Source organism: Serratia aquatilis (assembly GCF_044865145.1).
Classification (GTDB): domain Bacteria; phylum Pseudomonadota; class Gammaproteobacteria; order Enterobacterales; family Enterobacteriaceae; genus Chania; species Chania aquatilis.
The window spans coordinates 1,641,534-1,654,263 of the sequence record NZ_CP173186.1 but is presented as its reverse complement, the minus strand read 5'-3'; the positions used below and the strand labels follow the sequence as shown (position 1 = coordinate 1,654,263).

The 12,730-nt window shown below is 51.9% G+C and carries 13 protein-coding genes; all 13 read left to right on the top strand.

The features are described from left to right. Positions 1-386: 386 nt before the first annotated feature. The 13 genes from yegS to gutQ all read left to right on the top strand — a co-directional run bounded on the left by yegS (position 387) and on the right by gutQ (position 12,687). The gene (gene yegS, locus SAQUA_RS07455; RefSeq protein WP_380672187.1) at positions 387-1,286 is read left to right on the top strand and encodes a lipid kinase YegS; all 900 of its coding nucleotides are present in this window, start codon (positions 387-389) and stop codon (positions 1,284-1,286) included. Positions 1,287-1,591: 305 nt separating this feature from the next. Further along, positions 1,592-2,806: a D-mannonate dehydratase ManD gene (manD, locus tag SAQUA_RS07450; protein WP_380672184.1), complete on the top strand. Its 1,215-nt coding sequence runs from the start codon at positions 1,592-1,594 to the stop codon at positions 2,804-2,806. 14 nt (positions 2,807-2,820) lie between these two features. After that, the gene (locus SAQUA_RS07445) at positions 2,821-3,834 is read left to right on the top strand and encodes a Zn-dependent oxidoreductase (protein WP_380672182.1); all 1,014 of its coding nucleotides are present in this window, start codon (positions 2,821-2,823) and stop codon (positions 3,832-3,834) included. Positions 3,835-3,928: 94 nt separating this feature from the next. Next, complete coding sequence (locus SAQUA_RS07440) at positions 3,929-5,326, top strand: MFS transporter (RefSeq protein ID WP_380672180.1); 1,398 nt, start codon at positions 3,929-3,931, stop codon at positions 5,324-5,326. 113 nt (positions 5,327-5,439) lie between these two features. After that, on the top strand, positions 5,440-6,126 hold the full coding sequence (locus SAQUA_RS07435; protein ID WP_380672178.1) for a GntR family transcriptional regulator: 687 nt from the start codon (positions 5,440-5,442) through the stop codon (positions 6,124-6,126). Positions 6,127-6,363: 237 nt separating this feature from the next. After that, positions 6,364-7,413 carry a class I fructose-bisphosphate aldolase gene (gene fbaB / locus SAQUA_RS07430; RefSeq protein ID WP_380672176.1) on the top strand — a complete coding sequence of 350 codons (1,050 nt, stop codon included), beginning with the start codon at positions 6,364-6,366 and terminating at the stop codon, positions 7,411-7,413. Positions 7,414-7,669: 256 nt separating this feature from the next. After that, complete coding sequence (locus tag SAQUA_RS07425; RefSeq protein WP_380672174.1) at positions 7,670-8,218, top strand: PTS glucitol/sorbitol transporter subunit IIC; 549 nt, start codon at positions 7,670-7,672, stop codon at positions 8,216-8,218. 15 nt (positions 8,219-8,233) lie between these two features. Next, positions 8,234-9,232 carry a PTS glucitol/sorbitol transporter subunit IIB gene (locus SAQUA_RS07420; RefSeq protein WP_380672172.1) on the top strand — a complete coding sequence of 333 codons (999 nt, stop codon included), beginning with the start codon at positions 8,234-8,236 and terminating at the stop codon, positions 9,230-9,232. A gap of 19 nt (positions 9,233-9,251) precedes the next feature. Then, on the top strand, positions 9,252-9,632 hold the full coding sequence (gene srlB, locus SAQUA_RS07415) for a PTS glucitol/sorbitol transporter subunit IIA (RefSeq protein ID WP_380672170.1): 381 nt from the start codon (positions 9,252-9,254) through the stop codon (positions 9,630-9,632). Then, the gene (gene srlD, locus SAQUA_RS07410; protein WP_380672168.1) at positions 9,625-10,404 is read left to right on the top strand and encodes a sorbitol-6-phosphate dehydrogenase; all 780 of its coding nucleotides are present in this window, start codon (positions 9,625-9,627) and stop codon (positions 10,402-10,404) included. The genes srlB and srlD overlap by 8 nt, the downstream gene beginning before the upstream one ends. 106 nt (positions 10,405-10,510) lie before the next feature. Beyond that, positions 10,511-10,867, top strand: coding sequence for a transcriptional regulator GutM (gene gutM, locus SAQUA_RS07405; protein ID WP_380672166.1), 357 nt, complete (start codon positions 10,511-10,513; stop codon positions 10,865-10,867). A gap of 82 nt (positions 10,868-10,949) precedes the next feature. Next, on the top strand, positions 10,950-11,723 hold the full coding sequence (locus SAQUA_RS07400; RefSeq protein WP_380672164.1) for a DNA-binding transcriptional repressor: 774 nt from the start codon (positions 10,950-10,952) through the stop codon (positions 11,721-11,723). Next, the gene (gene gutQ, locus SAQUA_RS07395; RefSeq protein WP_380672162.1) at positions 11,716-12,687 is read left to right on the top strand and encodes an arabinose-5-phosphate isomerase GutQ; all 972 of its coding nucleotides are present in this window, start codon (positions 11,716-11,718) and stop codon (positions 12,685-12,687) included. The genes SAQUA_RS07400 and gutQ overlap by 8 nt, the downstream gene beginning before the upstream one ends. Positions 12,688-12,730 lie beyond the last annotated feature (43 nt).

Here is a 12,730-nt window from a genome sequence, read left to right as displayed (position 1 = left end):
CTTTATTTTCTGAAATTTCAACCGCGTAATTGTAGTGAGATTATTTCATTTTTCAGATTATAAGGCAATAAAAAGAGCATTCATCAGTTTATACTCTAAATAATTCGAGTTGCATGAAGGCGGCAACGCAGTGAATCCCCAGGAGCTTACTCAAGTAAGTGACTGGGGTGAACGAGGAAAGCCAACACACATGCAACTTGAAGTATGACGAGTATATATGAATGCCATGTGCCGTTGTGGAGGGTGCAATCGTCCTATTCATTAAAACCAGGTTGGGTTCCCTCAAAAATGTTCTACAATGACTCGCGCCCATTGAGATAACGCACCCGAATAGGCTATATGAACCCATTAGACACCACACCGTTCTTCACCAGAGGCGATCGGGAATGAGCCAATATCCCCCTGCACTACTTATAATCAATGGTAAAAGTGCCAGTAACGAGGAAGTCCGGGCAGCAGTGAGCAGGTTGCGGGATGAAGGCCAGATTTTGCATGTTCGCGTAACCTGGGAGCACGGTGATGCGGCTCGCTTTGTCACGGAAGCCCACCCGTTGAGTGCCGAAACCGTGATTGCGGGTGGCGGTGACGGCACAATTAACGAGGTAGTTACAGCGCTGCTAAAACTGCCGACAGAAGAACGCCCGATACTGGGTATCTTGCCGCTGGGTACCGCCAACGACTTTGCTACTGCCTGCTCTATTCCCTTGGAGCCAGAACTGGCGCTTTCCCTGGCGATCAAGGGGCGGACGGTGCCCATCGACTTGGCAAAAGTGAACGATGATCGTTGCTTCGTTAATATGGCCACCGGGGGTTTTGGTACACGCATCACCACAGAAACCCCAGAAATACTGAAATCGACCTTGGGGGCCGTCTCCTACTTTATCCATGGGCTGCTGCGGCTGGATGCGCTGAAAGCCGACAGTTGCGTGATCAGAGGCCCTGATTTTCATTGGTCTGGAGAAGCCTTGGTCATCGGCATTGGCAACGGTAAGCAAGCAGGGGGTGGGCAGCAGCTGTGCCCTGGCGCCCTGATTAACGATGGTTTACTGCAAGTGCGCCTGTTAACCACCAAAGAACTGCTGCCTGCACTGGTCAACACCCTGTTCAGCGGTGAAGAGAACAGTAACATCGTTGATGTTTCCTTGCCTTGGCTGGAAATCAGTGCGCCGCATGAAATCGCCTTCAATCTGGATGGTGAGCCCCTTAGGGGCAAGCATTTTCGTATTGAAGTGCTACCCAATGCCATCGCATGCCGTCTGCCACCAGATTGCGCTCTCTTGCAATAATTGCGGCTGAAACCAGGCCCTGAAACAGGGCCTCAGACTGCTGAAAAACCCCGTTATTAGGGAGAGGGTCGTAACGGCGTAAACCGTCGGAGCGCCCCTCGGTGCGCCAGGCCCTGGTATCTCGGGTCAGAAGGCCGCTTTGTCATCAACCCCCTGACCTTTTCTTTCCACAGCTCATCTCCCCTTTCGATCCGGCGATTAATGTGATCCTGATTGGCAAATTCGGCAACTCATACTTGTATGGTAGTTATATCACGGTTATTTTTCGCGCATAACGTATTGCGTTAGAACAGGATGAGGATGTCATGAAGATCATTAAAGCCGAGGTGTTTGTTACCTGCCCGGGCAGAAATTTTGTCACTATTAAAATCACCACAGAAAACGGGCTGACCGGGATTGGCGACGCCACCTTGAATGGCCGTGAACTGCCGGTAGCGTCTTATTTGAAAGATCACCTCTGCCCACAGCTCATTGGGCGTGACGCCCACCAGATTGAAGACATCTGGCAATTCTTCTACAAAGGTGCCTACTGGCGGCGTGGCCCTGTCACCATGTCGGCGATTTCGGCGGTAGATATGGCGCTGTGGGACATTAAAGCCAAAGCGGCCAATATGCCCCTCTACCAGCTATTGGGGGGCGCTTCCCGCTCTGGCGTCATGGTCTATTGCCATACGACCGGCCACTCGATAGACGAAGTGCTGGACGACTATGCCAAACACCAGGAAATGGGATTCAAGGCCATTCGTGTGCAGTGCGCTGTTCCAGGGATGAAAACCACCTACGGCATGGCCAAAGGCAAAGGGCTGGCTTATGAGCCAGCGACCAAAGGTCACTGGCCAGAAGAACAAAGTTGGTCGACAGAAAAGTATCTCGATTTCACCCCGAAACTGTTTGAGGCCGTACGCGACAAATTCGGTTTCGAGCAACATTTACTGCACGATATGCACCACCGTCTCACGCCCATCGAAGCGGCCCGTTTTGGTAAAAGCATTGAACAATACCGCCTGTTCTGGATGGAAGATCCCACCCCGGCAGAAAATCAGCAATGCTTCCGTCTGATCCGCCAGCACACCGTAACTCCGATTGCGGTTGGTGAGGTGTTCAATAGCATCTGGGACTGCAAACAGCTGATTGAAGAACAGTTGATCGATTATATCCGAACCACCATCACTCACGCCGGTGGCATCACCGGGATGCGCCGCATCGCCGACTTTGCCTCGCTTTATCAGGTTCGTACCGGTTCACACGGCCCTTCAGATCTCTCGCCAATCTGTATGGCCGCCGCGCTGCACTTTGATCTCTGGGTGCCGAATTTTGGCGTTCAGGAATACATGGGTTACTCCGAGCAGATGCTGGAAGTCTTTCCACACAGTTGGACCTTCGACAATGGCTACATGCATCCGGGGGAAAAACCGGGGTTGGGTATCGAATTCGACGAAAAGCTGGCGGCCAAATATCCCTATGATCCCGCCTACCTGCCGGTCGCCCGTCTGGAAGACGGTACTTTGTGGAACTGGTAAATCGAGGAGTCACGATGAAAAGTATTACCGTTCAACAGCCAGAACAGCTGGTTATCGAAGATCGTCCGCTGCCTCAGCCACTGGCTGGTGAAGTACGCATCCGCGTTGTCAGCGCCGGGATCTGTGGTTCTGATGTGCATATCTATCGCGGTCATAATCCATTTGCCAAATATCCACGCGTCATCGGCCATGAGTTTTTCGGCCATATTGATGCGATTGGCGCAGGGGTTCCCCCCTCGCGTATCGGCGAGCGGGTCGTCGGTGATCCGGTAGTCAGCTGCGGCCACTGCTACCCCTGCCAGGTTGGGCGACCAAACGTGTGTAGCGAACTGAGTGTTATCGGGGTACATCGTGACGGCGGCTTTAGCGAATATATCACCTTACCAGCGCAAAATGCCCATCGGATACCAGACAGTATCCCCGACGATAACGCTACGATGGTTGAGCCCTTTACCATTGCCGCCAATATCTGCCAGCAGATGGCACCCGGTCCGCTGGATATTGCCCTGGTCTATGGCGCAGGGCCGATGGGGTTGACCACCATTCAGGCTTTGCGTGGCGTTTACGGCGTAAAAACAATTATCGCTGTCGATCGCATTGACGAACGCCTTGCCATGGCCGCAGCCAACGGTGCTGATCGAACGATCAACAACAGCCAACTCGACTTGGCCAGCGAACTGCACAAGCTCGCTATTCGGCCTACGCTGATTGTTGATGCCGCCTGCCACCCGGCGATCTTGCCAGAGGCCATCGGCTTAGCCTCCCCTGCCGCGCGTATCGGTATCATGGGTTTCTCTGCCGAGCCTTGCATACTCAACCAGCAAGCCATCACCAGTAAAGAAATCACTATTTACAGTTCACGGCTAAACAGTAACCGCTTTCCACAGGTTATCGAGTGGATGGCTGCCCGCAAGATCTCCCCCGAGAAACTGATCACCCACCAGTTCGACTTTTCTCAGGTAATTGATGCCATGAAGATTTTCGAAAGTGACCAAAAGCAGTGCTGCAAAGTTCTATTGAAATTCTAGCCAACCACGTTTGCCTGCCTGCACCGCAACCTGACGGGCGAGCGGCGCTGACAAAACTTGCTGTACTCACGACAACCATTGCGGGAACAGAACAATGATAAACACTCACACTGAATATACTCAGCCTGAAAGAAACACTTCGGATCTGGTCAAGGCAGCCGTTTCTGGCTGGTTAGGCACGGCACTGGAGTTTATGGATTTCCAGCTTTATTCACTCGGTGCTGCCTTGGTCTTTCATGAAATATTCTTCCCTGAGCAGTCTGCCGCAATGGCATTAATACTGGCAATGGGAACTTACGGAGCGGGTTATATTGCCCGCATCGTTGGGGCATTCTTCTTTGGCCGCATGGGGGACACCATCGGCCGCAAGAAGGTCCTGTTTATTACCATTACCATGATGGGTATCTGCACCACATTGATTGGCGTCCTGCCAACCTATGCCCAGATCGGTATTTTCGCCCCTTTACTATTGGTGTTGCTGCGTATTATCCAAGGGTTGGGGGCTGGAGCAGAAATATCCGGTGCCGGGACTATGCTGGCAGAGTATGCCCCTAAAGGTAAACGCGGGATTATCTCCTCATTGGTGGCGATGGGAACCAACTGCGGCACGCTGTCCGCAACCGCGATCTGGGCGATGATGTTCTTCTTGCTGACCAAAGAAGAACTGTTGGCCTGGGGTTGGCGCGTCCCTTTCCTGGCCAGCGTGGTGGTCATGCTGTTTGCTATCTGGTTGCGGATGAACCTGAAAGAAAGCCCGGTATTTGAGAAAGTGAATGACGATAACGCCACTTCCAGCCCGCAAGCCGCAGTAACCGGCGACACCCATTCGCTGTCGGCAATGTTCAGCAGCAAATCTTTCTGGTTGGCTACCGGGCTGCGTTTTGGGCAAGCAGGCAATTCCGGCTTGATACAAACTTTCCTGGCCGGTTATCTGGTACAGACATTACTGTTTGATAAAGCTATCCCTACAGATGCTTTAATGATCAGCTCGGTCATCGGCTTTATTACCATTCCATTACTCGGTTGGCTTTCAGACAAGTTTGGCCGCCGGATACCTTATATTCTGGTTAACCTCTCGGCGATTATTTTGGCTTACCCGATGATTTCGTTGATTGTGGACAAGAGCAATAACGTAAGCACCATTATGGCCGCCATTATTGTAATTCATAATGTCGCGGTGCTCGGCCTGTTTGCGCTGGAAAACATCACCATGGCGGAAATGTTTGGCTCACGTAACCGTTTTACCCGTATGGCGATTGCCAAAGAGGCTGGTGGTCTGGTGGCTGTGGGTTTCGGACCGGTTCTAGCCGGTATTTTCTGCAATATCACCGATTCCTGGTGGCCTATTGCCATAATGATGATTGCTTATTCCATTATCGGTTTATCGGCGACACTGATAATGCCAGAAGTGAAAGATCGTGATTTGAGCGAGGTTGAAGATGCCGCCGAGAGCACGGCGTTTAAGGCAGCTAAAAGCCTGCACAGCCACTGAATAGCGGCTAGTGAGTATTGATTGCCCCAGCATCATTGCGGCAGGGGCAATCAGGCTGCTTATCTGCTAGTATGTTGGGCAACTTACTCTTAGCCTACTGATTGATTGTCGCCATGTCAGAATCGTACAACCTCACGAATAGCCTACCGGTCAATCAACAAATCTATCATTTCCTGCGTAAAGACATCGTCGATTGCACGATCCCGCCGGGCACACTACTTTCAGAAAAAGAGATCTCTACGCGGTTTTGCGTGTCACGCCAACCGGTACGTGAAGCCTTTATCAAGCTGGCTGAAGCTGGGCTGGTGCAAATCCTGCCGCAGCGCGGCACCTTTGTGATGAAGATTTCTGCCAAACGGGTGGCCGATGGGCGCTTCATTCGCCAGGCGCTGGAGTGTGCCATTGTACGGCGCGCTGCCACCAGCATCACCCCTGAACAGTTGCTGGCGCTGGAGCATAACCTGCATCGCCAGACGTTAGCCGCGCAGAATAATCAGATCAGAGAGTTTTTAGCGCTGGACGATGAATTTCACTATCTGCTGACGCAAATCGCCAACTGTACGCTGGCCTGGGAAACCATCGAAACCATAAAGGCGACGATGGACCGGGTACGTTTCCTCAGCCTGAGTGAAGTCTCTCCCCCCGAGAGCCTGATCGAGCAGCACTACCTTATCTTTGAAGCACTGAAGGGGCGAGATCCCGATGCGGCAGAACGCGCCATCCATGAGCATTTGCAGGAAATGATCTATTCTATAACGCCGATTGCCCTGCAGAATACCGACTGGTTCGAGGCCGAATAATTCGCTTGCGATCGTGCACCATGGTCCCTTTTACTCTGTTGCTCTAGCGTAAAAAAGCGACCACCTACACGTATTGCAACACCCAGATGGTATTTCTTCTCAATCGCATCTATTGACTCTCCCCGCCATCAGTATTTCGCTAGGCTGTTTCTCACCGCTTTAATCACCGCTTATTGACCGCCGGTTGTCAGTTACCTTAGCTGACCGGCATATGTAAGCGCTTAACGGGAGTTAATCATGACTGATATTGCACAATTGTTAGGTAAAGAAGCAGAAGACCTGCTGCAACATCGTTGTACAACCATCCCTGCTGAAAATCTGTATCTGCCCGGTGGCGACTTTGTTGACCGGATTATGATCGACAACAATCGCCCGAACAGTGTCCTGCGTTCGATGCAAACCTTACTCAATCATGGCCGCCTTGCTGGCACCGGATATTTATCGATTCTGCCGGTCGATCAGGGCATTGAACACTCGGCAGGGGCATCTTTCGCCGCCAACCCACTCTATTTTGATCCGAAGAATATCGTCGAACTGGCGATTGAAGCCGGATGTAACTGCGTGGCTTCTACCTATGGCGTGTTAGCCTCTGTATCCCGACGCTACGCCCACAAGATCCCGTTTCTGGTTAAACTCAACCACAACGAAACCCTGAGCTACCCAACCCAATACGACCAGACTCTCTACGCCAGCGTCGAGCAGGCATTCAACATGGGGGCAGTTGCGGTGGGGGCAACCATTTATTTCGGCTCTGAACAGTCACGCCGTCAGATTGAAGAGATTTCGGTCGCCTTTGAGCGTGCGCATGAATTGGGAATGGTGACGGTACTTTGGGCCTATCTACGTAACCCGGCATTCAACAAAGATGGCGTTGATTACCATGCCAGCGCAGACCTTACCGGGCAAGCCAACCATATTGCAGCCACTATTGGCGCCGATATCGTCAAACAGAAAATGGCCGAGAACAACGGCGGTTACCGTGCAGTGAAATTTGGCTACACAGACGATCGTGTCTATTCCAAGCTGACCACCGATCACCCTATCGATCTGGTTCGTTACCAGTTGGCAAACTGCTATATGGGGCGCGCAGGTTTGATCAACTCCGGCGGTGCGGCCGGTGAAAACGATCTTCAGGAATCGGTGCGTACTGCCGTAATCAACAAACGTGCTGGCGGTATGGGCCTGATACTGGGGCGTAAAGCTTTCAAGAAATCAATGAAAGAGGGCATCGCCTTGATTAACGCGGTACAGGACACTTATCTCGACAAAAGTGTAACTATCGCCTAACCCATTACTTTATAACATTATTATTCACAAGGCCCGAATCTTCGGGCCTTTTTTATGCCTATTAATCAGCAACATAACGTTAACACCCCTACTAACATCTTCCTTTTATTTCATTTATATCTTTCAAAATAAAACATTTATCTTTCAAAATGTGATCCATATAAACAAAAAAAATTTTAAAGTGAGTAATGTAAGACGCATGGCGACAGAGCCGCTATTCGCTCCAGGCCATAGCATCCATCACAGGAGAAAAATAATGATTGACATAATTACCCATGGAGCCGAGTGGTTTATCGGTCTGTTTCAGAAAGGTGGTGAAGTGTTTGTTGGTATGGTGACCGGCATTTTACCTTTACTGATCAGTTTGTTAGTTATCATGAACGCGCTGATCAACTTTGTTGGCCAGGATCGTATCGAAAGATTGGCACAGCGCTGTGCCGGTAACCCGATTTCGCGCTATTTGTTTCTGCCGTTAATCGGCACCTTTGTGTTCTGTAACCCTATGACGTTGAGCCTCGGGCGTTTTATGCCTGAGAAGTACAAACCGAGTTACTACGCTGCCGCTTCCTATAGCTGCCACTCCATGAATGGTCTGTTCCCACATATCAACCCAGGTGAGCTGTTCGTCTACCTCGGCGTCGCCAGTGGGCTGAGCACACTTGGCCTGCCACTGGCACCATTGGCAGTGAGCTATTTCCTGGTTGGGTTGTTCACCAACTTCTTCCGCGGCTGGATCACCGATCTCACCACTAGCGTGTTCGAACGCAAAATGGGCATCAAACTGGATCGTCATGTTCAACTTTAATCTGTGGAGCGCAGCATGAGTGCATATGTCCGTATTGAAAAAGGTGCTGGCGGTTGGGGTGGTCCATTGCAACTCCCGATCCTCCCCGGCAAGAAGATTGTCTATATTACTGCCGGTACACGCCCGGCGATCGTTGACAAGCTCAGCGAACTTACCGGCTGGCCTGCAGTGGATGGCTTTAAGGAAGGTGAACCACCAGCGGAAGAGATCGGTCTTGCGATTATCGACTGTGGCGGCACATTGCGTTGCGGTATCTATCCCAAACGCCGCATCCCGACTGTAAATATCCACTCCACTGGTCGTTCCGGGCCGCTGGCGCAGTTTATTCTGGAAGATATTTACGTTTCTGGCGTACGGGAAAACAATATCAGCCTGGTAGAGATTGCCGACGGCGCTGAAGTTCCTCCTGCGGCATCCACTGCCGCCGCTGAGCCACAACCCAAAGCTCGTGACTACGACACCAGCAAGAAAATCACGGAGCAAAGTGACGGTTTACTGGCCAAAGTTGGCATGGGGATGGGATCGGTAGTCGCGGTGTTCTTCCAGGCCGGACGTGACACCATCGATACCGTATTGAAAACCATTCTGCCGTTTATGGCCTTCGTCTCGGCGTTGATCGGTATCATCATGGCCTCTGGTTTGGGTGATGTTATCGCCCATGGTCTGACGCCTCTGGCCACCAGCCCGATTGGCTTGGTGACGCTGGCGCTGATCTGTTCTTTCCCGTTACTTTCACCGTTCCTCGGCCCAGGGGCCGTTATCGCTCAGGTGATCGGCGTGCTGGTTGGCGTGCAGATTGGTCTTGGCCATATCCCCCCTCAATTGGCATTACCGGCGCTGTTCGCGATTAACGCCCAGGCTGCCTGTGACTTTATCCCTGTGGGTCTATCACTGGCCGAAGCCAAGCAGGATACAGTGCGGGTTGGTGTTCCTTCCGTGTTGGTTGGTCGTTTCCTTACCGGTGCGCCAACGGTCTTGATCGCTTGGGCAGCATCTGCCTTTATTTATCAATAGATTAATCAGGGAGAATGCCATGAATACCATCTTTGAAACCACCATTACCCGTATCGGCGACTCGGCGTGTGATGCTTTACAGGATGACATGCTGATTACCTTCCGTGAAGGTGCACCCGCAGACATCGAAGAGTATTGCTTTATTCACCATCACAGCCAAACCTCGGGGGATTTAGAGGTCGGCGGGGTGATGGAACTTGGCCATACCCGTTACCCGATTACCGCCGTCGGAGAGGTTGCCACACAAAACCTGCGTGAACTGGGCCACGTTACCGTGCGTTTCAACGGTGATACTGAGGCCGAATTCCCAGGGTCAATCCACGTAACTGGTGACACCCCCACGGATATTCCGTTGGGCAGCATGCTGAAATTTAGCGTAAAAGGAGTAGAAAATGTCTGAAGTAGCTGTAGTGATTGGCGGTGGACAAACGTTAGGGGCTTTCCTGTGCCACGGTCTGGCTGAAGCCGGTTATCGCGTTGCGGTTGCCGATCTTAATGCCGATAACGCTAATCTGGTGGCACAGCAAATCAACGAGCAATACGGTGCCGAATGCGCCATCGGTTTCCAGTCCGACGCCACCGATGAAGCCAGCGTGATTGCTTTGGCAGGCGCGGTTGACCAGGCATTTGGCAAGGTAAACCTGTTGGTGTATAGCGCCGGCATCGCCAAAGCGGCACCGATCACCGACTTCAAGCTGGGCGATTTCGATCGTTCGCTTCAAGTGAATCTGGTGGGTTATTTCCTTTGCGCTCGTGAATTCTCACGCCTGATGATCCGCGATAGCGTTGCGGGGCGTATCATTCAGATCAACTCTAAATCCGGCAAAGTTGGCAGCAAGCATAATTCTGGTTATAGCGCTGCCAAATTCGGTGGTGTCGGGTTGACACAATCACTGGCTCTCGATCTGGCGGAGTATGGTATTACCGTGCACTCCTTGATGTTGGGCAATCTGTTGAAATCACCGATGTTCCAGTCATTATTGCCGCAATATGCGCAAAAACTGGGTATCAAAGCAGAAGAAGTGGAAAAATACTACACCGATAAAGTCCCGCTAAAACGTGGCTGTGATTATCAGGATGTGCTCAATACGCTGCTGTTCTATGCCAGTGACAAAGCTTCTTACTGTACCGGTCAGTCAATCAATATCACTGGCGGTCAGGTTATGTTCTGATTATAGGCTATGTCACTCAATTGCACGCGAGCACCACAGGCAATAGAGGGACACAACCTGGGGCTGGGTCTTCCCAGCCCTTCACTTTCTCGAGGAGCGGAATACTATGACCAGCGCACTGATCACTATTGCCATTATCGCCTGGCTAATGCAGATTGCCCTGGGTTGGTGGCAACTCCAACGATTCAACCGCGCGTTTGATCGTTTATGCCAACTGGGTAACGTGGGTGTTGGCCGTTCGGGTGGACGCTTCAAGCCACGAGTGGTATTGGCACTGGCGTTCGACCCACAACAACGCGTCTGTGGCAGCATGCTGATGCGTGGCTTGACCATTTTTGCCCAACCCAAACAACTCAAACAGTTACACGGTATGCATCAGAAAGAGTTATGTCCCGATGTGATCTTCCCCGAGAATCAAGCGTGCCAAACTGCACTAATGTTAGCGATTACATCGAAATCATGATATTTTCACAGTAAAAGACATTACCTTTCATAGTGAATTATTCACCGAGGGGAATGCTTAACTCTTGTGAACAAGGATCGCTATGAAACCAAAGCAGCGGCAAGCCGCAATCTTGCAATATTTACAGCGACACGGCAAAACCGCTGTAGATGCTCTGGCTGAACATTTCTCCACCACCGGTACTACCATCCGTAAAGATCTCACCTTGCTGGAAGGAGAAGGCGAGGTGATCCGCACCTACGGCGGTGTCGTGCTTAGCCGTGACGATGGCGACCAGCCTATCGACCGTAAAACCCATATCAATGCTGAAAAGAAACGCCGGATTGCCTCTGCGGCCATCAAACTGATCGAGGACGGTGATTCTCTGATCTTTGACGCTGGCAGCACCGTATTGCAGATGGTTCCCCATCTGGCGCAGTTTAATAACATCACCGTCATGACCAACAGCCTGCACATCGTTAACGCACTAGTAGAGCTGGATAACGATCAAACCATCCTGATGCCCGGCGGCACTTACCGAAAGAAATCAGCTTCCTTTCACGGTAGTCTGGCGGAATCGGCATTCCAACAATTCAGTTTTGACAAGTTATTCATCGGTGCAGATGGCGTCGACCTCAACGCTGGCGTGACGACATTCAATGAAGTGCACAGCGTTAGCCAGGCGATGTGTAAAGCCGCCAGTTGCCTCGTTTTGCTGGTCGACTCGTCAAAATTTGGCCGTAAAAGCCCGAATGTAGTGTGTGAACTGAGTGCCGTTGACACCTTAATCACCGATAAAAATATCAATCCAGATTACCTTAGCGCTCTACAGGAAAAGGGTATCAATATCATTCTGGTTGGAGACTCTGATGAGTAACGCAACAACTCTGCTCACTTTCGCCCGCGAAACGCTGGAAATTGAATTGGCCGAGGCACAGCGCCTGTTGGCAAGGCTGGATGACAACTTTGTCCGCGCCTGCGAACTGCTGCTGGCCTGCAGTGGCAAGGCGGTGATTTCCGGTATCGGCAAGTCAGGTCATATCGGTAAGAAAATCGCCGCGACGCTTGCCAGCACCGGTACGCCATCATTCTTTGTTCACCCTGCGGAAGCGTTACATGGCGATCTGGGCATGATCGGTGCCGGTGATGTGGTGATTTTCATTTCTTATTCTGGCCGCGCCAAAGAGCTGGATCTGATCCTTCCCCTACTGGCAGAAAGCAAAATCCCGGTGATCGCTATCACTGGTGGCAAAGAATCACCGTTGGCCTTAGGCGCTGCCTGCACGCTGGACATCAGCGTTGAGCGTGAAGCCTGCCCGATGGGATTAGCCCCAACCTCCAGCGGAGTCAATACGTTAATGATGGGGGATGCGCTGGCAATGGCCCTGATGCGTCACCGTGGTTTTAACGCGGAAGACTTCGCCCGTTCTCATCCCGGCGGCAGTTTGGGTGCTCGCCTGCTCAATCGCGTGCATCATTTGATGCGTACCGGCGACCGTCTTCCGGTGGTCAACGAGAATGTCAACGTAATGGATGCAATGCTGGAGTTGAGCCGAACCGGCCTGGGATTAGTAGCCGTGTGCGATGCCGGGCACAAAGTGGTCGGCGTATTTACCGACGGTGACCTGCGCCGCTGGCTGGTGAAAGGCCATAGCCTTAATGACAGCTTAAGCCAGGCGATCACCCGCCCTGGCTACCGTCTGCCGGAACAGTGGCGAGCCGGAGAAGCGCTGGAGGCACTGCACGAACAGCACATCAGCGCGGCTCCGGTGGTCGATATTGACGGTGTACTGGTAGGCGCAATCAACCTGCACGACCTGCATCAGGCCGGAGTGGGTTAACTCACTTGTCGAAGACCCGCAGCCCCTCAGGGCTGCGGTAATT

Excerpts from the sequence above, each read along its gene's own strand:
- yegS (WP_380672187.1), top strand. The coding sequence starts at position 387 with ATGAGCCAATATCCCCCTGCACTACTTATAATCAATGGTAAAAGTGCC.
- manD (WP_380672184.1), top strand. The coding sequence starts at position 1,592 with ATGAAGATCATTAAAGCCGAGGTGTTTGTTACCTGCCCGGGCAGAAAT.
- SAQUA_RS07445 (WP_380672182.1), top strand. The coding sequence starts at position 2,821 with ATGAAAAGTATTACCGTTCAACAGCCAGAACAGCTGGTTATCGAAGAT.
- SAQUA_RS07440 (WP_380672180.1), top strand. The coding sequence starts at position 3,929 with ATGATAAACACTCACACTGAATATACTCAGCCTGAAAGAAACACTTCG.
- SAQUA_RS07435 (WP_380672178.1), top strand. The coding sequence starts at position 5,440 with ATGTCAGAATCGTACAACCTCACGAATAGCCTACCGGTCAATCAACAA.
- fbaB (WP_380672176.1), top strand. The coding sequence starts at position 6,364 with ATGACTGATATTGCACAATTGTTAGGTAAAGAAGCAGAAGACCTGCTG.
- SAQUA_RS07425 (WP_380672174.1), top strand. The coding sequence starts at position 7,670 with ATGATTGACATAATTACCCATGGAGCCGAGTGGTTTATCGGTCTGTTT.
- SAQUA_RS07420 (WP_380672172.1), top strand. The coding sequence starts at position 8,234 with ATGAGTGCATATGTCCGTATTGAAAAAGGTGCTGGCGGTTGGGGTGGT.
- srlB (WP_380672170.1), top strand. The coding sequence starts at position 9,252 with ATGAATACCATCTTTGAAACCACCATTACCCGTATCGGCGACTCGGCG.
- srlD (WP_380672168.1), top strand. The coding sequence starts at position 9,625 with ATGTCTGAAGTAGCTGTAGTGATTGGCGGTGGACAAACGTTAGGGGCT.
- gutM (WP_380672166.1), top strand. The coding sequence starts at position 10,511 with ATGACCAGCGCACTGATCACTATTGCCATTATCGCCTGGCTAATGCAG.
- SAQUA_RS07400 (WP_380672164.1), top strand. The coding sequence starts at position 10,950 with ATGAAACCAAAGCAGCGGCAAGCCGCAATCTTGCAATATTTACAGCGA.
- gutQ (WP_380672162.1), top strand. The coding sequence starts at position 11,716 with ATGAGTAACGCAACAACTCTGCTCACTTTCGCCCGCGAAACGCTGGAA.